At 73.2% G+C, this 20,378-nt stretch carries 25 protein-coding genes; 14 read left to right on the forward strand and 11 right to left on the reverse strand.

The window, feature by feature from the left end; translation table 11 throughout:
* The first annotated feature begins 49 nt into the window (after positions 1–49).
* Positions 50–868 (forward strand): sulfite exporter TauE/SafE family protein, encoded by an 819-nt coding sequence (locus tag MUE36_12745; GenBank protein MCU0311796.1) that lies wholly within the window; start codon positions 50–52, stop codon positions 866–868.
* On the forward strand, positions 865–1,128 hold the full coding sequence (locus MUE36_12750) for a hypothetical protein (GenBank protein MCU0311797.1): 264 nt from the start codon (positions 865–867) through the stop codon (positions 1,126–1,128). Before MUE36_12745 ends, MUE36_12750 begins: the two co-directional genes overlap by 4 nt.
* Position 1,129: 1 nt before the next feature.
* Here MUE36_12750 and MUE36_12755 read toward each other — a convergent pair whose 3' ends face one another.
* Genes MUE36_12755 through MUE36_12780 form a run of 6 tightly spaced genes read right to left on the reverse strand, consistent with a single transcriptional unit; the run spans position 1,130 to position 6,712 of the window.
* Complete coding sequence (locus MUE36_12755) at positions 1,130–1,960, reverse strand: META domain-containing protein (GenBank protein ID MCU0311798.1); 831 nt, start codon at positions 1,958–1,960, stop codon at positions 1,130–1,132.
* Positions 1,961–1,985: 25 nt separating this feature from the next.
* Complete coding sequence (locus tag MUE36_12760) at positions 1,986–2,846, reverse strand: hypothetical protein (GenBank protein MCU0311799.1); 861 nt, start codon at positions 2,844–2,846, stop codon at positions 1,986–1,988.
* A 16-nt stretch (positions 2,847–2,862) separates the two neighbouring features.
* The gene (locus MUE36_12765; protein ID MCU0311800.1) at positions 2,863–4,002 is read right to left on the reverse strand and encodes a ferritin-like domain-containing protein; all 1,140 of its coding nucleotides are present in this window, start codon (positions 4,000–4,002) and stop codon (positions 2,863–2,865) included.
* Positions 4,003–4,057: 55 nt separating this feature from the next.
* Positions 4,058–4,945, reverse strand: coding sequence for a metal ABC transporter permease (locus tag MUE36_12770; GenBank protein ID MCU0311801.1), 888 nt, complete (start codon positions 4,943–4,945; stop codon positions 4,058–4,060).
* Positions 4,942–5,757 carry an ABC transporter ATP-binding protein gene (locus MUE36_12775; GenBank protein MCU0311802.1) on the reverse strand — a complete coding sequence of 272 codons (816 nt, stop codon included), beginning with the start codon at positions 5,755–5,757 and terminating at the stop codon, positions 4,942–4,944. The genes MUE36_12770 and MUE36_12775 overlap by 4 nt, the downstream gene beginning before the upstream one ends.
* Positions 5,750–6,712, reverse strand: coding sequence for a zinc ABC transporter substrate-binding protein (locus MUE36_12780; protein MCU0311803.1), 963 nt, complete (start codon positions 6,710–6,712; stop codon positions 5,750–5,752). Before MUE36_12780 ends, MUE36_12775 begins: the two co-directional genes overlap by 8 nt.
* 84 nt (positions 6,713–6,796) lie before the next feature.
* Between MUE36_12780 and MUE36_12785 the strand changes: the two genes are divergently transcribed.
* The 4 genes from MUE36_12785 (at position 6,797) to MUE36_12800 (ending at position 8,813) form a co-directional block, all read left to right on the forward strand.
* On the forward strand, positions 6,797–7,240 hold the full coding sequence (locus MUE36_12785) for a transcriptional repressor (GenBank protein ID MCU0311804.1): 444 nt from the start codon (positions 6,797–6,799) through the stop codon (positions 7,238–7,240).
* Between the two features lie 103 nt (positions 7,241–7,343).
* Complete coding sequence (locus MUE36_12790; GenBank protein ID MCU0311805.1) at positions 7,344–7,691, forward strand: metalloregulator ArsR/SmtB family transcription factor; 348 nt, start codon at positions 7,344–7,346, stop codon at positions 7,689–7,691.
* Positions 7,688–7,990 carry a hypothetical protein gene (locus tag MUE36_12795; GenBank protein ID MCU0311806.1) on the forward strand — a complete coding sequence of 101 codons (303 nt, stop codon included), beginning with the start codon at positions 7,688–7,690 and terminating at the stop codon, positions 7,988–7,990. The genes MUE36_12790 and MUE36_12795 overlap by 4 nt, the downstream gene beginning before the upstream one ends.
* A gap of 85 nt (positions 7,991–8,075) precedes the next feature.
* Positions 8,076–8,813, forward strand: a complete 738-nt coding sequence (locus MUE36_12800; GenBank protein ID MCU0311807.1) for a hypothetical protein — start codon at positions 8,076–8,078, stop codon at positions 8,811–8,813.
* 18 nt (positions 8,814–8,831) lie between these two features.
* On the opposite strand, the gene MUE36_12805 is transcribed toward MUE36_12800, so the two are convergent.
* Positions 8,832–10,181, reverse strand: a complete 1,350-nt coding sequence (locus tag MUE36_12805; protein ID MCU0311808.1) for a HAMP domain-containing histidine kinase — start codon at positions 10,179–10,181, stop codon at positions 8,832–8,834.
* Positions 10,178–10,846, reverse strand: coding sequence for a response regulator transcription factor (locus MUE36_12810; protein MCU0311809.1), 669 nt, complete (start codon positions 10,844–10,846; stop codon positions 10,178–10,180). Before MUE36_12810 ends, MUE36_12805 begins: the two co-directional genes overlap by 4 nt.
* A gap of 165 nt (positions 10,847–11,011) precedes the next feature.
* Here MUE36_12810 and MUE36_12815 point away from each other — a divergent pair, with 165 nt between their 5' ends.
* The 5 genes from MUE36_12815 to MUE36_12835 all read left to right on the forward strand — a co-directional run bounded on the left by MUE36_12815 (position 11,012) and on the right by MUE36_12835 (position 14,964).
* Entirely contained in the window at positions 11,012–11,368 is a 357-nt protein-coding gene (locus MUE36_12815; protein ID MCU0311810.1) for a hypothetical protein, read from the forward strand.
* A 60-nt stretch (positions 11,369–11,428) separates the two neighbouring features.
* On the forward strand, positions 11,429–13,006 hold the full coding sequence (dinB, locus tag MUE36_12820) for a DNA polymerase IV (GenBank protein ID MCU0311811.1): 1,578 nt from the start codon (positions 11,429–11,431) through the stop codon (positions 13,004–13,006).
* A 166-nt stretch (positions 13,007–13,172) separates the two neighbouring features.
* A complete protein-coding gene (locus MUE36_12825; GenBank protein MCU0311812.1) occupies positions 13,173–13,562 on the forward strand; it encodes a VOC family protein in 390 nt (129 codons plus the stop codon).
* Positions 13,559–14,536, forward strand: coding sequence for an LLM class flavin-dependent oxidoreductase (locus MUE36_12830; protein MCU0311813.1), 978 nt, complete (start codon positions 13,559–13,561; stop codon positions 14,534–14,536). Before MUE36_12825 ends, MUE36_12830 begins: the two co-directional genes overlap by 4 nt.
* The gene (locus MUE36_12835) at positions 14,533–14,964 is read left to right on the forward strand and encodes a nuclear transport factor 2 family protein (GenBank protein ID MCU0311814.1); all 432 of its coding nucleotides are present in this window, start codon (positions 14,533–14,535) and stop codon (positions 14,962–14,964) included. Before MUE36_12830 ends, MUE36_12835 begins: the two co-directional genes overlap by 4 nt.
* A gap of 40 nt (positions 14,965–15,004) precedes the next feature.
* Here MUE36_12835 and MUE36_12840 read toward each other — a convergent pair whose 3' ends face one another.
* On the reverse strand, positions 15,005–15,478 hold the full coding sequence (locus MUE36_12840; GenBank protein MCU0311815.1) for a DUF3558 domain-containing protein: 474 nt from the start codon (positions 15,476–15,478) through the stop codon (positions 15,005–15,007).
* Positions 15,479–15,600: 122 nt separating this feature from the next.
* Between MUE36_12840 and MUE36_12845 the strand changes: the two genes are divergently transcribed.
* The 3 genes from MUE36_12845 to MUE36_12855 are packed head-to-tail and all read left to right on the forward strand — an operon-like array spanning position 15,601 to position 18,352.
* Positions 15,601–16,884, forward strand: coding sequence for a sulfotransferase (locus MUE36_12845; GenBank protein ID MCU0311816.1), 1,284 nt, complete (start codon positions 15,601–15,603; stop codon positions 16,882–16,884).
* Positions 16,881–17,588, forward strand: coding sequence for a PaaI family thioesterase (locus MUE36_12850; protein MCU0311817.1), 708 nt, complete (start codon positions 16,881–16,883; stop codon positions 17,586–17,588). Before MUE36_12845 ends, MUE36_12850 begins: the two co-directional genes overlap by 4 nt.
* A complete protein-coding gene (locus tag MUE36_12855) occupies positions 17,585–18,352 on the forward strand; it encodes an SDR family oxidoreductase (GenBank protein MCU0311818.1) in 768 nt (255 codons plus the stop codon). The genes MUE36_12850 and MUE36_12855 overlap by 4 nt, the downstream gene beginning before the upstream one ends.
* A 64-nt stretch (positions 18,353–18,416) precedes the next feature.
* On the opposite strand, the gene MUE36_12860 is transcribed toward MUE36_12855, so the two are convergent.
* Both MUE36_12860 and MUE36_12865 read right to left on the reverse strand, forming a co-directional pair.
* The gene (locus MUE36_12860) at positions 18,417–19,184 is read right to left on the reverse strand and encodes an SDR family oxidoreductase (protein ID MCU0311819.1); all 768 of its coding nucleotides are present in this window, start codon (positions 19,182–19,184) and stop codon (positions 18,417–18,419) included.
* On the reverse strand, positions 19,181–20,332 hold the full coding sequence (locus MUE36_12865; protein MCU0311820.1) for a DUF1254 domain-containing protein: 1,152 nt from the start codon (positions 20,330–20,332) through the stop codon (positions 19,181–19,183). Before MUE36_12865 ends, MUE36_12860 begins: the two co-directional genes overlap by 4 nt.
* Positions 20,333–20,378: the final 46 nt, after the last annotated feature.

Below are 20,378 nucleotides of genomic sequence, written 5' to 3' on the forward strand. Positions count from 1 at the left end.
CGGCGACCGGAGGTCCCCCCGGTCGCTCCGGCGCCGTTACCGTCGTCGCGTGAACCCCGTCGCGTTGGCCGTCGTCGCCGTCCTGACGGCGGCGCTGGGATCCCTCGGCGGCCTCGGCGGCGCGGTGTTGCTCGTCCCGATCCTGGTGATCTCCGGGGTCGACGCGAGGGTGGCGGCGCCGCTGGGACTGGTGCTCGTGGCGGCCTCGTCGCTGGCGGCCGCGCCGCGCCAGCTCGCCGATCGGATCGTCAACCACCGCCTCGGGGTCGCGACCGAGATCGTCGGCTCGTCGGCGGCCCTGGTCGGCGCCCTGGTGTCGGGCCTCGTCGGCCAGTCGGTGCTGGCCGTCGTGCTCGGACTCGTGGCCATCGCCTCCGCGGTCGTGGGGGCGCGGCGCAAGGGCATCCGGAACCGTCCCGACCCGACGCTCGACGCGGCGGCGGTGGGCGAGACGCCCGCGTCGTTCTCGGGGGTGTACCCCCTCGGCGACGGCTTCGTGCCCTACGCGGCCCGACGGGTGCCCGTCGGGCTGTTCGGGATGGCCGCGGCCGGGCTCATCGCCGGTCTGGCCGGGGTCAGCGGAGGGTTCATCAAGACCCCGACGACCACCGAGGTCATGCACGTGCCGGTGAAGGTGGCGGCGGCGACGACGACGTTCACGGTGGGGATCACCTCCGCGGTGGCGCTGCTCGTCTACGCCTCGCAGGGTCGGATCGTCGCCAGCGACGCGGCGCTCGTGGCGGGCGCGGCCCTTGTCGGGGGCTCGCTCGGCGCGCGGCTGCAGTCGGTCCTCTCGCCTCCTGCGGTGCGCATGGCGCTGTCGGTCCTCCTGGTCGTCGTGGGTGTCGTGCTGATCGTGCGCCGGTGAACGACGTGAGCGCCATGGTGCGCGTCCTTCGGGTTGCCCTGGTGCTGGCCTTCGTGTTCGCCCTGGGCGGGGCGTTCGTGCCCGGCCGCCTCGGTACCGCGAGCAGCGTGGCCTGCCTCACCGTGCTCATCGGCGTCCCGGTCGTGCGGGTGGGGTGGTTGACCGCCGTCTGGGTGCGGATGGGCGATCGGCGTTCGGCGACGCTCGGGGCCGTGCTGTTGGGCGTGCTCCTGGTCGGCGGTGTGGTGGCGCTGCTCTGAGTCAGGCGGCGGTGGCCGTCACCTGCATCGCGCCGTCGGCGTCGCGCAGGGTGAGGGTGGTGCCCGAGACCTCGAAGGTGGTCGATGCCACGAGCGCGGCGAGGTACTGCGCCTCGAGCTCGCTCACCGCCGGCTCGCACCCGATGAGGGTGGTGGCCAGGTCGTTCGCCACCGTGATGGTGTCGTCGGCGGTGGTGTAGGTGCCGCTGAAGGAGTTGCAGCCGCCGTTGCCGCTGATGGTGCCGTCGGCGCCGAAGGCAAGGGTGAGCTCGGGCGTCCCCGGGGTGCCGACGAGGGCCTCCTGCCCGTTGTTCACCCCGGTGACCACCCACGAGGTGCCGGCGAGGTCGTCGCTCTGCGCGGCGAAGGTGAACAGGGCGGCGCCGTCGGCGTCGCGCAGCTCGAGTTGCTCGCCGGTCACGGCGAAGGCGGTCACGAGGGGGAGGCCGGCGACCAGCGCGGCCTCCTGGGCCTCGGGGGCGGGGTCGGCGCAGGCCCGCAGCGTCATCGGCCCGGGCGTGATCGTCAGCTCGTCGCCCGAGGTCGTGTAGGAGCCACCCAACACGTTGCAGCCGGTGGTGGCGCTGAACGATCCGTCGTCGACGAACTTCATGGTCGCCGCGGCACCGGGCGCCGCCGGGGTGTCGCCGGACGGCCCGGCGTAGCTCTCGAGGACCCACCCTCCGACGAGGGTCACGGTGCCGCCGTCCGGGACGGTCGTGGTGGTGGCGCCGGAGCCCGAGTCGTCGTCGGTGCCACAGGCGGCGAGCAGGAGGGCGATGGCGAGGCCGAGCACGACCAGACCACGCCGGGGGGAGGAGGAGACGGCCATGGCGGAGAACTTAGGCGGCCGACGGTCACGGCAGCGAGCGGTCGTCCCGGCCGAGGTCACCGGCGAGTCGGATGACCTCGTCCTCGGCCGGGGGGCGCAGCGGGAGCCTGGTGACCTTGCGGACCGACAGCGCCGACATGGTGCCGCCGACGGCGACGCCGACGACCGGGAGGAGGGCCCGGGCGAAGCGTCGCCCCGTCCGCTTCAGGAGCGCGCCGCCCAGCCATCGGGCGGCGTCGCGGGCCACGTGGTTGCTGGCCCTCCGGCCCATGGCGTCGCCGTACCCGGCGGCCTCGGCGAGGTCGGTGATGACGAGCCCGGTGTCGGGGGACCGGCGGGCCTGGCGGTACTGCTGCACCCGGGCGGAGGCGGCGACGTAGGTCTCGAGCACCTCGCCGGCGATGGCGGCGACGATGGCCGTGGTGGTGGCGGCGCCCATCGTGCCGTAGGCAGCCACCTCCTGGGCGGCTGCGGCGGCCGCCCCGCCTGCCCCGCCGGCGGCGATGTGGCGCCAGTCGGCGTCACCGGCCAGCGGCTTCTGCACGGCGGCGACGATGACGACGCGCTGGGCTTGCAGGAACCGGTTCCCCACACGGTCCAGGACCCGGTCGACCCGGTCACGGCTGAACGCCGTGCGGCGCTTCAGGCCGGTCACCTCGTCGTAGACGTCGGCCACGATCCCGTCCCAGAGCTGCGCGAGCTCCTGGCGCACCTCCGGAGGAAGGGCGTCGTTGCGCAACCGCCGGGGGGCCGCCGACTCGAATCGCAGGCGGTCGGCGAGGGCGGGCGGGAGGTCCGACAGCTCGACGTGGCGGGCCGGGTGGTGGGTCGGCGTGGTGGCCAGGGCCCGTTCGGGCGGGTCGGGCGGCGGGGGGAGGTCGCTCACGGACGGGGCGCGCCGCTCAGGCGGAGGCGCGGTCCTTGGCCACCTCGTCGAGGGACTCGTACTCCTCACCGGTGTCGACCCAGTCCTCGAACTGGGTGACGCCCAGCGTGTCGAACCGGGCCCGGAGCCATCCGTCGTTGGCGTCGAGCAGGCCCAGCTTCTTGCAGTTCGGCACGATCTTGGAGAAGAGCAGCTGTTGGAACGGGTCCTCGTTCTTGAGCTTCGGGTCGTCCTGGCGGAACACCCGGATCGCGTCGGCCGCCGGCACGCCGAGGCGCTCCCACACCTCCTGGAGCAGGAAGCGGTCCCGCATCCGCACGGCCGCCTCGAAGGCGAACTCCTGGCGGTCCAGCAGCTCGGCGTCGCTCAGCTCCGCGTAGTACTCCTTCAGCGACAGCACCCCGAAGGCCACGTGGCGGGCCTCGTCGCTCATGACGTAGCGGAGCAGCTGCTTGAGCAGCGGGTCGCTGGTCATCTGCATCGCCAGTCCGAACGACGCCAGGGCCAGGCCCTCCACCATGATCTGCATGCCGAGGTAGGTCATGTCCCACCGGCTGTCGGCGATGATGTCGTCGAGGAGCATCTTCAGGTGGTGGTTGACCGGGTAGTGCCCGTCGAGCTTCGTGTCGAGGTACTTCGCGAAGACCTCGACGTGGCGGGCCTCGTCCATCACCTGGGTCGACGCGTAGTACTTGGCGTCGATCCACGGGACGGTCTCGACGATCTTGGCGGTGCAGACCAGCGCACCCTGCTCGCCGTGGAGGAACTGGCTGAGGCTCCACTGCTGGCGGTGGATCCCGAACTGGATCCAGTCGTCGTCGGTCCACCGGCTGAGTGCGGTGGTGCCGAGGTCGATGCCGAGGGCCTCGAGGCCGGCCACGCTGGGGGTGAGGGGGTTCTCGCGGGCCAGGCGTTCGGGGTCCACGTCGATCGTCCAGTCGAGATCGGTCTCGGCGTTCCACTGCGACGTCTTGGCCTTCTCGTAGAGCCTGGCCAGCGGTTCCCGGCTGCGCTCGTAGTCCCAGGTGAAGATGGTGTCGGCGTTGTCGGTGACGGTGTGGATGGCCGCATCGACGTCGGTGTTGCTGAGCGCCAGGATGGCGTCGAGGTCGTCGACCTCGTCCCTCCCGAGGATCTCGGCGTTCGATCGGCCCATGGCGGTGGCTCCCTCGGCTGGGCGACCCGCACTCAGGGGCCGCGTGTGACGGCCGTCATGCTAGGCCCGGGACGTCCTCGTCCCGGGATCGGTCGGCAGCGTGGTCGTGGCGCCGCCGACCGACCGTGGCCAACGTCACGAGCCAGATCACGAACACCAGCGAGACCACGAAGAAGCTCGGTGGCAGGTTGAACATGGTGGACAGCACCAGGCCCCCGACGACCCCGAACAGGGCGATGCCGGTGCCCAGCGCCGCGGCCATGGCCGGGCGTGCCGTGAAGCGCAGCGCGGTGGCGGCCGGGGTGACCACGAGCGCGAACAGCAGCAGCGTGCCGACGACCTGGACGGCCATGGTGATCACGAGGGCCAGCAGGATCAGGAAGGCCACGCCCAGGCTCCGCACGGGCACCCGGCGGGCCTCGGCGACCCGTTCGTTCACCGACGCGAACGTCAGGGGCCGGGCGATGACGGCCAGCACGACCACGATGCCGGTGGTGATGAGGCCGAACGTCACCAGCTCGTCGTCGGAGATGGCGAGGAGGTTGCCGAACAGGACGTTGGTGACGGTGTTGGCGCTCTTGGTGGCGAGGGAGTTGAACAGCACGCCGAGGCCCGTGGCGAAGGCGAGGATCGAGCCGGTCGACACCTCGCGGTCGGTCAGGCGCTTGCCGAGCAGGCCGATGGCCAGCGCCCCGCCGATGGTGAAGACGGCCAGGCCGAGGGTGACGGGGACGCCGATCAGGACGGCGCCGGTGGCGCCGGGGAAGCCGATGTGGGCCAGGGCGTGGGCGGCGAAGGCGTGCTGGCGCACGATCACGAAGTAGCCGAGGAGCCCGGCGGCGACGGCGACGATGCAACCGCCGATGAGGGCGTTGCGCATGAAGTCGGACTGCAGCACGTCCCACCAGTCGGGCTGGAAGGCGACCTCGGCCAGCACCGTCACGGCGCGCTGCGGGTGAAGAGGTCGCCGGTGGCGGTGCGGACCACCCGGACCTGTGTGCCGTACAGGTGGGTGAGCAGCTCCTCGTCGACGACGTCACCGACCGCCCCGTAGTGGGCGTGCCCGTCGAGGAGGTAGATGGCGCCGTCGAGGACCGACAGCAGCGGGTTGAGGTCGTGGGCGACGATGACGATGGTCACCCCGCGCTCGATCCGGAGACGGGACAGGACGTCGACGATCTCGCGCTGGTTGCGCAGGTCGAGGTTGGCGAGCGGCTCGTCGAGCAGCAGGATCTCGGGGTCGCCGACGAGCGCCTGGGCGATCGCCACCCGCTGGCGCTGGCCCCCGGACAGCTCGGACATGCGCCGGTCGGCGAACCCGCCGGCGCCGACGGCGTCGAGCGTGGCGGTGATGCGGGCGCGGTCGGTCGGGGAGAGCCGGCCGAGACCCCAGCGCCGACCGGCCAGGCCCAGAGCGACGAGGTCCCGGGCTCGCACGGCCTCGCCGATGGTGGCCGAGTCGTTCTGGGGCACGTAGCCGATGCGGTCCTCGCCTCGTCGGGGGGGACGGCCGAAGATCTCGATGTGCCCTCTCGCCACCGGGACGAGGCCGAGGAGGGCCTCGAGGAGCGTGGTCTTCCCCGAGCCGTTGGGACCGATGGCGGCGACGATCGATCGCGCCCTGATGGCCATCGTGCCGCGCGACCAGATCATCTTCCCGCCGCGCGCCACCGCCACGTCGTCGAGGACGATCGGGTCGGTGGGGCTCGCGGTGCCCGGGGATGCGGCGCCGCCGGGGCCGCGCCCGTCAGCCAAGCGCCGTCCGCAGCGCCTGGAGCTGGGTCACCTGCCACTCGACGAAGGAGTCGACGCCCGGGGGCACCGTCTCGGTGACGTCGACGACGGGGACCTGGGACTCGGTCGCGACGCTCCGGAGCTGCTCGGGCACGGACCCCTCGGTCTGGGTGTTGTAGATCAGCACCGCCATCGACCCGTCGCGCAGGGCCTGCTGGAACTCGGCCACGTCGCCCGGAGCGGGATCCGACTCGTTGGCGGCGGCGTTCCGGTAGCCCTGCGGGGTGGCGTTCACGAGGCCCAGGGCGTCGGCCATATAGTCGAAGACGGATTCGGTCGACCCGAACGAGGTCCCCGTGGCGGCGGTCCTGATGGCGTCGATCTCCGCGAAGTAGGGCTCGAGGGCGGCGTCCCAGTCGGTGGCCCGGTCGGCGAAGTACGCCGCCGCCGCCGGCTCGAGGGCGGAGAGCTCGGCGGTGACCGCCTGGGAGACCTGGGTGACGAAGTCGGGGCCGTACCAGATGTGGGGGTTGTCGCCTTCGTCGACGCCGACGACCTCGCCGGCGTCGACGAGGGCCGGCTGTGGCGACAGGGCCTCGACGGCATCCGAGGCCCAGTGGTCGTAGTCGGCGCCGTTCACGACCACCAGCCTGGCATCGGAGAACTCGGCCGTGTCGGCGGCGGTCGGCTCGTAGTCGTGCGGGTCGGCCGACGAGCCCTGGATGATGGTGGTGACCTCGGTGCAGGTGCCGCCGAGCTGCTCGACGATGTCGCCCCACTGGTCGACCGAGACGACGACCGGGATGGGGGCGACGGGGCACGGGGCCTCGGCGGCCGTGGTGGGCGGCGCAGTGGTCGGAGCCGGGGCGGCGGTGGTCGGTGCGGAGGCCTGGTCGGTGTCGCCGTCGCTCCCGCATGCTGCCAGGGTGAGCACGGCGACGACCGTCAGGGGGACGAGGGCGGTGGGGCGGCGCATGCCACGACCCTAGAACGGGAGTGATTCTCGATACAAGTTGGATTGGGAGTGATTCCCGGGATATGTCGTCGCTAGGGTCTGGTCATGCGCACCGACCTCCACGAGATCACCGCCCAGCGCCTGCGGCTGGAGGGACAGCGCTACACGAGGAACCGCCAGGCCATCGTCGACATCCTCGGCGATGCCGATCGCCCGTTGGCGCTCGCCGAGGTGCTCTCCCACGACGACGGGCTGGCACAGAGCTCGGTGTACCGCAACCTGGCCGTGCTCGAGCAGGCCGGCGTCGTGCGCCGGGTGGTGGCCACCGATGAGTTCGCCCGCTACGAACTGGCCGAGGACCTGACCGAGCACCACCACCACCTGCTCTGCTCGGGATGTGGCGCGGTCGAGGACTTCGTCCTGCCGGGTCGCGTGGAGCGGGCGGTCGAGACCGCCCTGGCGAGCGTGGCCGAGGAGGTCGGATTCGAGGGCGTCCACCACCGCCTCGATCTCGTCGGCCTGTGCGCCCGCTGCCGCACCGCCGACTGACACCGGCGCCGGCACCCACTTCGATCCGGCGCCCGCTGCTCCGGGCAGGGTGCTTCGCGAAGGAAGGGTTGACCTCTCCCCGGATCCATGCAAGCATTGCAATGTGACATCAAGTACGGCCCGCTTCGACACGACCGCAGAGCTGCTGCGGGCGTTGGCCAACCCCCTGCGGGTCGCCATCGTCACCGAGCTCGCGGCGGGGGAGCGCTGCGTCCACGAGCTCGTCGACGCGATCGGTGTCACCCAGCCCCTCGTCTCGCAACATCTCCGGGTCCTGCGCACCGCACACGTGATCGTGGGCACCCCGCGAGGTCGAGAGGTCGCCTACCGACTGACGGACGGCCACATCGCCCACATCGTGGCCGACGCCGTCGCCCACGCCGGTGAGCAAGGGCCGACACGCACACCGGCAACCCCGTCCACGACACGACCCCGAGAGGAAGCCCGATGACGGCCACCGACCACGCCACCCATGCCACCCACGACCACACCCACGGTCCCGACTGCGGTCACGTCGCCGTCCAGCACGGCGACCACGTCGACTACCTCCACGACGGCCACGCCCACCACGACCACGAGGGCCACTGGGACGAGTGCGACCCGGCGACACTGCACGTCCTGCACGCCGCGCACGACCACACCCACGGTCCCGACTGCGGCCACGAGGCGGTGCCGCACGGCGACCACGTCGACTACCTCCACGACGGCCACCGCCACGCCGCCCACGACGGCCACTACGACGAGCACTGAGACCCGCCACCCGAGTGGCCGACCGTCGGCCGTGGCCCCACCCGGCCGACGGAAACGCGCCCGCCAGCCCGAGGACTGTGACGCCGTGACCTATTGCATCGCCATGCGCCTCGACGAGGGCCTGTTGTTCTGCTCCGACACGCGCACCAACGCCGGCGTCGACAACGTCAGCACGTACCGCAAGCTCCACGTCTTCCAGCCCGACGCCGACCGGCTGTTCGTCCTGCAGTCCGCCGGCAACCTCGCCTCCACCCAGCAGGTGCTCGACCGGATCGAACAGGACCTCGCCGGCCCGGAGCCCCGGGGGCTGGCCACCGTCTCCCACCTCTTCGAGGCGGCGCTCTACGTCGGTCGGATCAGCGCCGAGGTGGCCGACCAGCACCGCGCCGCCCTCGACCGGGTGGGCGCCGACGGCACGTCGAGCTTCATCGTGGGTGGCCAGGTGGCCGGCGATCGCCCGGACATCCTGCTCGTGTACCCCGAGGGCAACTACATCCGGGCCTCCGACGACCGGCCCTTCCTCCAGATCGGCGAGACCAAGTACGGCAAGCTCCACCTCGACCTCGCCGTGCTCTCCCGCGCCGACATGGCCGGAGCCACGAAGATCGCTCTCTCCTCCATGCTCAGCACGGCGAGGGCCAACCTCTCGGTCGGCCCCCCCTACGACCTCGCCCAGTACCGCAACGGGTCCTTCACGCTCGAGCAGGGCCGGCTCTCCGCCGACTCCGAGGTGCTGCGAGAGATGCAGCGCACCTGGGTCGAGTACCTCGTGGCGGGGGTCGACCTGCTCCCCGAGGTGTCGTTGGCCGATCTCCCCGACTGACCCCACCGAGCGGGGTGCTCAGGGGGTCGGCGACGTCGGGAACCGCACCACGAACCGGGCGCCGCCCAGCACCGGGTCGTCGTCGACGGCGACGGAACCCCTGTGGCGGGCGGTGATGCCCGCCACGATCGCCAACCCCAGTCCGGCCCCGGCGTCGTCGGCGCTGCGGGCGTCGTCCAGGCGGGTGAACCGCTCGAAGATGCGGCGGCGGTCCGCCTCCGGGATCCCCGGCCCGTCGTCGGCGACCGCGAGCGTGACCACGCCGTCGCGCTCGGACAACGTGAAGCTCACCCGCCCGACCGCGTGCCGCGCCGCGTTGGATGCCAGGTTCTCGACGAGGCGGCGGAGCGCGTCGGCGTCCCCGGTCACCTGACCGGCCGACACCGCCGTGGTGTCGATCGCGAGGCCGGTGGTCCGGCGCAGGACGTCGGCCTGGGTCAACACGACGTCGTCGAGGTCGACGGGATGCGGGTCCCGGATCCCCTCCGCGTCCTGTGAGGCGAGCTCCAGCAGCTGCTCCACGAGGGCCTGCAGCCGCACGATCGCGGCGAGCGTCGCCGCGTCGTGGGCCTCGACGTCGTCGCCGGCGACCGACCGGGTCTCGACGAGTGCCCTGACCGCCGCCACGGGGCTGCGCAGCTCGTGGCTGGCGTCGGCCACGAGCTGGCGCTCCCGGTGGGAGGCGGCTTCGAGCCGGCCGAGCATGTCGTTCATCGTGACCGCCAATCGGGCGACCTCGTCGCCGGTGGCCGGCTCCGGGACCCGCTGCGCCAGGTTCCGGTCCGAGATCTCCGACACCGTCTCGCGCATCGCGTCGATGGGCCGGAACGCCCGACCGACCCCGACCCACACCACGACGGCGACACCGCCGGTGATCAGCGGGACGAGGACGAACAGCGCGCGACGGACGGCCTGGAGCGACTGGAGGAGCTCGGCCTCCGAACGGGCCACGACCAGCCACCGGCCCTGCTCGCCCACGGGCGTCGCCCTCACCCGCAGCTCGCCCAGGTCGGGGTCGTCGACGGATCGGCTCACCACGCCCTCGTCGGCGCGGCTCGGAACGGCCAGCACGGGTCGCTCGCCGGTCGGGTCGGCGCCCGAGCTGCTGCTCGACACCGTGCCGTCGGGCTCGACGACCTGCACCACGAGGTCCGGTCGCCGCTCCAGCTGGGGCGCGGCGCGGCGCAGGGTGAGGGCGACCAGGACGTCGGTCTCGGCGGCGAGGCGCCGGTCCAGCTCGCCGACCAGGTTCGCCCGGAGCACGCCGAGCAGGGCGACCGCCGTCACGGCGAGGACCGCCCCGACGGCGACGGTGGCGACGAGGGTGATGCGCCATCGGATCGGGAGCCGGGCGCGAGCGGCGGTCACGGCCGCATCCGGTACCCGATGCCCCGCACCGTCTCGATCGGGTCGTCGCGGCCCCCGCCCTGCAGCTTGCGCCGCAGCCGTCCCACGTAGACCTCGACGATGTTCGGGTCACCCGTGAAGTCCTCGCCCCACACGTTGTCGATGACCTGGGCCTTCGACACGGTGGTACCGCCGCGCGACATCAGGAAGGTCAGCACGTCCATCTCCCGCGCCGTGAGCTCGACCTCCGCCTCCCCGAACCAGCAGCGGTGGGTGGACGGGTCGACGCGCAGCGCCCCGAACGTGAACGGGGCGCCGCCCTCCGATCGGGGCCGGCGCAGCAGCGCCTTCACACGGGCCACCAACACGATCATCGAGAACGGCTTCGTCAGGTAGTCGTCGGCGCCGGTCTCGAGGCCCTCGGCGATGTCGTACTCGCCGGTCTTGGCGGTGAGCATCAGGATCGGGGTCCAGATCCCCTCGGCGCGCAGGGCGGCACAGACCCGGTAGCCGTTCATGCGCGGCACCATGATGTCGAGGACGACGAGGTCGTAGGAGCCCGAGAGCGCCGCCGACCAGCCGTCGAGGCCGTCCGCGGCGACGTCCACGGCCAGGCCCTCGGCCTCGAGCGCGCGACGGACGCCGAGAGCGACGCCGGCGTCGTCCTCGACGACCAGGACCCTCATCGGCGGTCCGCCCCGGAGAGCGGCGACGCCGGAGCCGGTTGCATGGCGTCGAGTATCCCCGCGCCGACCCGGTCGGTGTCGGACGCCCACCACCTCGTCGTCAGGCTGGCGTCAGGGTGGTGGGCGACGGTTCGGTCGTTCCCGACAGACCACGGAGGTCCCCCCATGTCCCTTTCCAAGCCCCTCGTCGCCCTGGGTCTCGCCGGAGCCGTCGTCCTCGGCAGCGCCGGCCTCGCTGTCGCCCAGGAGCCCTCGGGCGACGGTGGCGCCACGTTCACCGTCGAGGTGCGCTGCGCCGACGCCCAGGTTCGGCTCGACCAGATGGAGGCCCGCCTCGTCACGGTCGACGAGCGCCTCGCTGCCGCCACCGTCCGTCGCGACGAGCTCGCCGCCGACGGCCGCGAGCGCATCGCCGACGCCCTGACGGTGCGCATCGACGCCGTCAACGAGCGCCTGCCCGAGGCCCGGGCCCGGGTCGAGCGCCTCTCCGGCCTGCTCGCGGAGAAGTGCCCGGCGGCCTGATCGCCGGCGGGCCGCGCGGGACCCACGGTATCGAATTCATGTTCGATACCGTGGGTCCTCATGGCCCCTGACGCCACGATCCTGCACGCCGACCTCGACGCGTTCTACGCCTCGGTCGAGCAGCTCCTCGACCCGGCCCTCCGGGGCCGACCGGTGGCCGTCGGGGGTGGCGTCGTGCTGGCCGCCTCCTACGAGGCGAAGGCCTGGGGGGTGCAGGGTGGCATGCCCGGGTGGCGGGCCCGGCGGCTCTGTCCCGACCTCGTCGTCGTGGGGGGTCACTTCCCGGAGTACCGGCGCCTCGGTGACGCCGTCGTCGAGGTGCTGCGCAGCTACACGCCCGCCATCGAGCGCATCTCGATCGACGAGGCGTTCCTCGACGTGACCGGCTCGGTGCACCTCTTCGGCCCTCCGATCCGCATCGCCGAGGACATCCGACGGCGGGTGCGCACCGAGGTCGGCCTGCCCATCTCGGTGGGGGCGGCCACGACCAAGCACCTGGCGAAGGTGGCGTCCCAGGTGGCCAAGCCCGACGGGACGGTGGTGGTGCCGGCAGGGCGCGAACGGGCCTTCCTCGACCCGCTGCCCGTCGGGCTGCTGTGGGGCGTCGGCCCGGTCACCCGCGAGCGGCTGGCGTCGCGGGGCATCGCCACCGTCGGGGATCTCGCCCGTCACGAACCCGGCGCCCTCGCACACCTGCTCGGCACCGCCGCAGGAACCACGCTCCACGCGTTGGCCCACAACACCGACCCCCGGCGGGTGGAGGGCCGGCGTCGTGCCCGGTCGGTGGGTGCCCAGTCCGCCCTCGGTCGCCGCACCGCCACCGACGACCTGGTGCGCACCACGCTCGGCTTCCTCGCCGACCGGGTCGCCACGAGGCTGCGGGCCAAGGGCCTTGCGGGGCGCACGGTGACGGTTCGCGTCCGCTTCCCGGGACTGCGGTCGGTCACCCGCTCGCGCACCCTCGATCGGCCGATCGCCACGACCCGCACCGTCGCCGAGGTCGCCGGAGGGCTCGTGGCGTCGGCGCTCGGCGACGGCGCTCGCGAGATCACCCTCCTGGCCGTGTCGGTGTCGGGGCTCGCGCCCGAGACGGACCGCCAGCTCGAGCTCCCTCTCGGCCTCGCCAGCGAGCGGCTCCGTCCCGGTTCGGCGTCGGGGGTGGCCCGCTCGCCCGGTTCGGGCGGGAGGCGCTCGGCTACGCCCGCGTCGCGTTGCGATCGCGGGTCGGTGTGCCCGACGCCTTCAGGGAGCTGGCCGAGGCCGAGTGAGCCGGGAAGGTTTCGCGAGCTCGACGGGTTCGACCAGTCGCGTCCACCTCCTGGGAGATCCGGAATGCCCCAGCCCGAGCCCGTCCCGCAGTCCGCCGTCGATGCCTTCGACGATCTCGCCGCCGACCGGGTGGTCGTGTTCTGGCGGCGAGGGTGCGGCTTCTGCATGATGCTGCGGCGGGGCCTCCGCAAGACCGGCGTGACCACCGTCGAGGTCGACATCTGGGAGGACCCGGCCGCGGCGGCCTACGTCCGTCGCCATGCCCGGGGCAACGAGACCGTCCCGACCGTCGCGGTGGGCGGCGAGGTGATGGTCAACCCCTCGGCTCAGCAGGTCGTGGCCGCGGCCCGGGTCGCGGGCGTCGGCTGACGCCGCCGCACCACCCGCCCGGTCGACCGGGCACGCACCCGGCCCGGCGTGTGCCGCCGACGGTACGACGTAGGGTTCCGGGACGATCGCGAGGACCCGTCCGGCACCGCGCCGCGACCCACCCGACGGTGGACCAGGGTCCTCGCCCACCCCGGGGGAGACAACGATGGCAACGAAGGTCGGTCAGTACTGCATCTGGGTGAGCGACCTCGAGCGCTCGGTCCGCTTCTACGAGGACATCATCGGGCTCAAGGTGCAGTCCCGCACCGAGATCCCCGGGGTGAACGAGGCCGTCCTCGCCGCGGACGACGGCGGCGGCCGCCTCCAGCTCGCCCACGCCTGGGAGGAGCCGAAGCCCGTCGAGCACGGCAACGCGCTCTGGAAGATCTACATGATCGTGGACGACGCGATGGGCGTCCACGACGCGGCCGTCGCCGCCGGCTTCACCTCGACGATGGTCCCGGAGCGTCTCGAGCGCTGGCCGGTCATCGTCGGGTTCATCGAGGACCCCGACGGCTACAGCATCGAGCTCATGCAGTACGTGGACCCGGCATGAAGGTCTCCTGCGGCGTCGTGCCGTCGTTGGCCTGCGTCGAGCAGACCGTGCTGGCCGAGGAGCTCGGCTACGACCGGGCCTGGCTCTACGACTCCCCGGCGATCTACCTCGACATCTGGGCGTCGCTCGGCCGGATCGCCGAGCGGACCGAGCGGATCGGCCTCGGGACGGCGGTGCTCGTTCCGAGCCTCCGGTCGGTGATCGCCACCGCCTCGGCCATCGCCACGATCGAGGCCGCCGCGCCGGGTCGCCTGGCGTGCGCCTTCGGCACGGGGGCCACGGCCCGCTGGACGCTCGGCAAGGACGCTCTCACGTTGGCCGAGACCGGCGACTACCTCCGCCAGCTCCGCGGGCTGCTCGCCGGGGAGGTCGTGGAGGTCGACGGCGAGGCCGTCCAGATGTGCCAGCTCCCGGCGTTCGGCCCGCCTCGGCCCGTCGAGGTGCCGCTGCTCCTCAGCGCGCTCGGTCCCAAGGGCCAGGCGCTCACCCGCGAGCTGGCCGACGGCATCATGACCGTCGGGTTCGGGATGGGGGGCTTCGACTGGAGCGCCCAGCTGGTGGTCGGCACCGTGCTCGAGCCGGGTGAGGCCCTCACCTCCGAGCGGGTGAAGGCCTCGGCCGGACCCTGGTACGCCATCCTCGCCCACGGGGCGTGGGAGTCGGGTCCCGAGAACGTCGACGTCTTCCCGGGCGGCGCCGAGTGGAGGGCGGCGCTCGAGGCCCTGCGCCCCGAGGGCGAGCGCCACCTCGCCGTCCACGAGGGCCACGCCACCACCGTCACCGACCTCGACCGCATCCTGGTCGACGCCGCCGGCGAGGGTGTCGTGGGCCTCGGCTGGGTGGCCGAACCCGAGGCGATGCGAGCCAAGATCGCCGAGGCCGAGGCCGCCGGCACCACCGAGATCATCTTCGCCCCCAGCGGTCCCGACGTGGAGCGGGAACTGCGGTCGTTCGCGGAGGTGGCCGGGCTGTGAGCGACGTGGAGGCCAACAAGCTGGTCGTTCAACGGTTCTGGGACGCCCTCGCCGAACGCGACTGGGAGGGCATGAAGGCGCTGCTCACCGACGACGCGCACTACACCGACGTCGGCGTCCCCGGCCCCGGCGGCACCGGACCCGAGGGGGTCGTCGCCCGCGTCCGCATCGGGCTCGAGCCCCTCTCGGGCTACGAGCACCTGCCCGGCACCAACATGATCGCCGAGGGCGACCTGGTGATGACCGAGCACACCGAGCGCTGGATCTTCCACACCGGCGAGGTCATCGACCACTCCTTCGTGTCGGTCACCGAGCTGCGCGACGGCCGCATCGCCCGGTGGCACGACTACTCGAACATCCCCAACATCACCGACAACGCCCCGCAGTGGTGGCTGGAGCACATCATCAACGCCTCGACCTCGGGCTGAGGGCGCCGGGCGTCCGACCGGGCCACCCCGCTCGCCCGGCTCACACCCTGCCGGCCGCGATCGCGGCGAGCGCCGTGGTCACGGCGCCGGCCGGGGGCTCGGTCGCCGCCGAGGCGTAGGTCACCTGCACGTACCGGTCGCCGACCCTCATCCCCACGAGCGAGCCGTCAGGCGTCGCGAACGCCTCGTCCGCCCCTTCCACCTCGGCGTCGGAGGGCTCGGCGTCGCCGACCCGGATCGACTGGCGGTTCTCCTCGAACGAGCTCCCGTCGGTCCCGGTGAGGAACACCTGGACCAGCCCGCTCGGCGTGGCGGAGGTCCAACGGCACGCCGGTTCCGCCGGGTCCGCCGCCGGCTGCTGGGTCCACACGACGCCGGTGGCCTGCTCGAGGTCCGCGGTCGTCAGCACGGCGCACGGGTCGGAGCCCTGCTCCCCGGCGTCGTCGGAACCGGAGCACCCGGCGCCCACCAGCACCGTCACGGCCAACGTCGCCGCGATCACCCACCTCGTCACAGGTCGTCCTTCCCTTCGTGCGGCCTCGTTCGTGGGCCGGAACCTAGAGACCGGAGGTGACCGGGAGGGGAACGGAGGGTGACCAGTTCGATGATCGGGACCCTGCCGGTAGTGTCGACCCGGTGGGGGACGGTGAGCGATCGGGCGCGCAGCCCCGGCGGGCCGAATGGGTGCTGGCCGCCAACCGGGGCGAGATCCCGTTCGTGGCCGAGGCCGCCGAGCGGCCGCTGCGCCGGGACGACCTCCTGGACGACGCCCGCGCCGGCCTGGGGCTCGACCGGGGTGCGGGCGTGGGGGCCCTCGACGGCGACGACGCCTTCCTCGAGCCGCTCGACGTCGTGCTCGACGCCCTCGAGACCGAAGCCGCGCTGTCGCCGGTGGGCCGGTGGATGACCCGGCGGTTCCTGGTGCGCCTGCTCACGGTCCGGTTCCAGCTCGTCGCCTACGTCGCCGCCGACCCCGGGGTGCGCGACGAGGTGATCACCGCGCCCGTCGTCGTCACCGGTCCGCCTCGTTCGGGCACCACGGTCCTCTACGAGCTCCTGGCGCTCGACCCCGCCCTGCGGGCCCCCGAGGGGTGGGAGCTGCTGCGCCCGGTCCCGCCGCCCCGGGCCGATGCCTTCCCCGATCCGGGGCGCCTCGCCCTCGCCGACAGCGAGCTGCGGATGATGGGGTCGGTGGTGTCCGGCCTCGACGCCATCCACGTGTACGCCGGCAGGATGCCGAAGGAGTGCCTGTCGGCGATGTCGTTGGCGTTCCTCTCCGAGGAGTTCACCGCCCGCTACCGGGTGCCCAGCTACGTCGAGCACCTCTTCGCGGCCGACTGGCGACCCGCCTACGAGATGCACCGCCTCGTCCTCCAGGTGCTGCAGCGCCGGATGCCCGGCACCCGGTGGGTGCTCAAGTCCCCGGTGCACCTCCACGCTCTCGACGCCCTCCTCGCTGTGTACCCCGACGCCCGGGTGGCCGTCACCCATCGCGACCCGATGGCCGTGATCGGCTCGGTCACGAGCCTCGTGGCCAACCTGCGCTGGTCGTTCAGCGACCGTGTCGACCTCCCCGAGCTGGCCGCCTACCACGTCGACCTCTACGGCCGGTCCCTCGATCGCCTCGTCGACGCACGTCGCTCGGGGGTGCTGCCCGCCGACCGGTCGGTCCACGGTCGCTACGAGGACTTCGCCACGGACCCGCTCGCCACGGTCGTCGCGGTGCGCGCCGGGTTGGGCCTCGCCACCGGCCCCGACCTGGCGGAGGCCATGGCCGACCACCTGCGAGCCCGACCCCAGGGCGCCCACGGCGTGCACCGCTACGACCTCGACGGACTCGATCTCGACCTCGACGCCACCCGGGCCCGCTTCGCCCGCTACGAGGAGCACTTCGCGGTGGGGTCGGTCCATCCACGATGAGCACCCCCCCGCCCCGGCCGCCCTCGACGGCGGCGCTCGCCGCGGCCCTGGGTGACGCCCTTCCGCCGGCCGACGAGGTGCGCGCCGAGGAGCTCGACCTCGTGGCGCGGACGCGGGCGCTCGTCGAGGCCGTCGTCCTCACCGACGTCGCCCCTGAGGTGCGGGCCGAGGTGGCGGAGCGGATCGCCGAGGCGACGGCGATGCTGTCGACCCGCCGGCGCGCCGAGCCGTTGTACCTCGTGCGCCACGACGACGGTCGCCTCGAGAGCCTCCTACAGGCCGGGTCCGGCCGCCTGAACCCCCAGGCCCCACCGCTCGTCTGGATCGACCGCCCGACCGAACCGCCCGCCGGCGCCGAACCGGTCCCGGCCACCGTGCGGGCGCGCTGCACCTACACCGCCGCCCACGCCGGCTCCCCGGGGCGGGTCCACGGTGGTGTGCTGGCCCTCACCCTCGACGAGGTGCTGGGCAACGCGGTGACGGCCTCGGGCGCCTCGGGGCTCACCGTCGCGTTGTCGGTGCGCTTCCGCGGGCCGACGCCCGTCGACCGGCCGGTCGACATCGTCGCCCGCTTCGCCGGACGCGACGGCCGGAAGAGCCGGGCGACGGGTGAGGTGGTCGTCGACGGGGTGACCACCGTCGAGGCCGACGCCCTGTTCGTCGCCGTGGCCACCCCCACGCTCGACGGCGAGGCGGCGTCGTGACCGACGGCGTCGAGGGTCGGGTGGTGGTCGTCACCGGCGCGACCCGCGGCATCGGTCGGGGCCTCGCCCGTTACCTCGGGGCGCACGGGGCGCGCCTCGTCGTCACGGGCCGCCGCGCCGACCGTCTCGACCGGCTCTCCGCCGAGCTCGACGACCTCGGCGTCGAGCACCTGGCCGACGTCCTCGACGTGGCCGACCGTGAGGGCGCGGTGGCGCTCGCCGCTCGGGCCGTGGAGCGCTTCGGTCGGATCGACGGGCTGGTGGCCAACGCCCAGACGTTCCGCTCGGTGATGCCGCTCGAGGAGGTCGCCCCGTCCGACATCGACCTGCTCTACGACACCGGACCGAAGGGCACGCTGTGGTCGATGCAGGCGGTCTTCCCCCACATGCGCGACCGGGGGTGGGGCCGGATCGTGACGATGGGATCGAACGGCGGCCTGCTCGGTGCCGCGGGGTACGGACCCTATGCGTCGTCGAAGGAGGCGATCCGGGGGCTCACCCGGGTGGCGGCCCGGGAATGGGGACGCCACGGCATCGTCGTGAACTGCGTCTGCCCGGTCTCGGCCGGACATCGGGCGCCTCCCGCCGACGACCCGGAGCGGGCGGCCATCTGGGCGGCCACGTTCGCCTCCCAGCCGATCGCGCGTGACGGCGACGCCGAGCTCGACATCGCCCCGGTCGTGGCCTTCCTGCTCTCCGACGCCAGCCGCTACGTGACGGGCCAGACCGTGATGGCCGACGGCGGGGCCATCATGTTGCACTGATCGGCGTGTCGGACTGATCGGCGTGTCGGACCGACCGGCGTGTCGCACCGGCCGGTCACCGAGGTCAGATCGGCCGGCTCCCCGCCGCCCGGATGTTGCTGCGCACGCAGATGCCGCTGATGTTCGACGACTCGTCGGAGGCCAGCCACACCACGGTGGCCGCCACCTCCTCGGGGCGGCTCAGGCGTTGCAGGTTCAGGCCTCGGGTGTGCTCGGCCACCCCACCGGGCTGTTGCTCGAGGTGGGCCAGCAGCGGCGCCGTCGCTGTCGGTCCGGGGGTGACCGCGTTGGCCCGGATCCCGTGGGGGCCGTACTCCTGGGCCACCGTCTCCATGAGGTTGACGACGCCGGCCTTCGCGGCCGCGTAGCCGCCGAGGCCGTACTGCCCGCCGATCCCCGCCCCCGACGACATGCTGACGATCGAGCCTCGCCCGGCGCGCAGCATGTGGGGCAGCACCGCTCGGGTGGCGAAGAACACGGTGTCGAGTGTGAGGCGCTGTTGGAAGCGCCAGTCGTCGTCGGAGAGGTCGCCGATCAGCCCCCAGCGCGAGACCCCCACGTTGTTGGAGAGCACGTCGACCCGCCCGTGGCGGTCGACCGCGTCGGCCACCCAGCCGTCGACGAACCCCGGGTCGGCGGCGTCACCCGGCGCGGCGTCCACCGTCGCGCCACCCTCCCGGAGCTCGGCGACCACGGCGTCGAGATCGCCCGTCGCGACGTCGTTCAGCGACAGCACGGCCCCCTCGGCGGCCATCCGCCGGGCCACTGCTCGTCCGATGCCGTTGGCCGCCGCGCTGACGAGCGCCACTTTCGCGTCGAGGCGGCCGGTCACGTGCGGAACCGCCAGGCGAGGTGCCGGCGTCGTGCGGCGAGGACGGCGTCCCGCGTGGCGCGGTCGACGGTGGCCGTGCCCGTCGGCAGGACGGACTCGAGCTCGTCGCACGGCACCACCCGGGTGGCGGGGGTCGGCGCGGCGTCGGCCCAGAAGCAGCGGAAGTGCAGGAGGCCCACTCGGCGGCCACCGGCGTCGAGCCAGTTCGCCACCCCCGGATCGGTGTGGGCCACCACGATCCGCACCCGGTCGTCGGCGTCCACGACCAGCTGGGTGTGGTTGAGCGAGGTCTGGCGCTCGGTGATGTCGAGCAGCTCGAACCACGCCATCTCGTAGAGCTGGAACGCCCAGTAGCGGGCGTCGGGGCGGGGCACCTCGACGACCAGCGCGTCGTCGGGGCCGAGGTCCCAGAAGCAGAACCCGTAGCGCGCCGCGTCGAGGCCCTTGGCGAGCCCGAAGACCGGGGCGAAGGTGTTGTCCTCGGCGTCGGCACGGTGTTCCCGCAGGTACCGGTTCCAGTAGTCGAGGGACACCTCGACGCCGTGGACGCCCGCCGACAGCCGCTCGTCCACGACGGCGGTGCTGAGGCGACCCCCGGCGGGCAGCGCATCGTTGTCGAGGCACTCGATGACGAACGTCGCCGGCTCGCGCGCCCGCCAGTCGAAGTAGTACTCGCGGATCGACACGGTCACCGCGCCGTCGGGGAGCGGGACGGGCCCGGCCCCGCCGACCTCGATGTCGATCGGGTCGTCGGGCCCGAGCCCGAGCTCGGTGGCGGTGACCTCCACGAGGGTGCCCCAGGTGGCCTCGTGCATGAACCCGGCCCGCACGGCCAGCACGAACTCCTCGCAGCCGTGCATGTGCCCGGTGATCCGGTACCGGCGGCCCGGCTCGACTCGGGCATGGCGGTACACGTTGTCGGCGTTCGGACCGCCCCACTGGGTGACGAGGTCGTTCTGGCGCTGGAAGGCCGGTCGCCGGGGGTCGGCGTGGAAGACCGACCACCCGAGCCAGCACAGGGCCTGCTCGGCGACGTGGGCGAGCCCGTCGGCGCGGTCGGCGTCGCCGGGCGGGAACTCGTCGCCGGTGAGGCGCGCCGTCACCTTGCCCAGGCGCTCCCACGGCCCCGACCCCCCGTCGCCCTCCATGCGCGCCGACCCTAGCGTCGGGCACCGGACGCCCCGCGGTGACGAA

It is taken from the genome of Acidimicrobiales bacterium, from assembly GCA_025455885.1.
GTDB lineage: Bacteria > Actinomycetota > Acidimicrobiia > Acidimicrobiales > Acidimicrobilacustridaceae > Rhabdothermincola_A.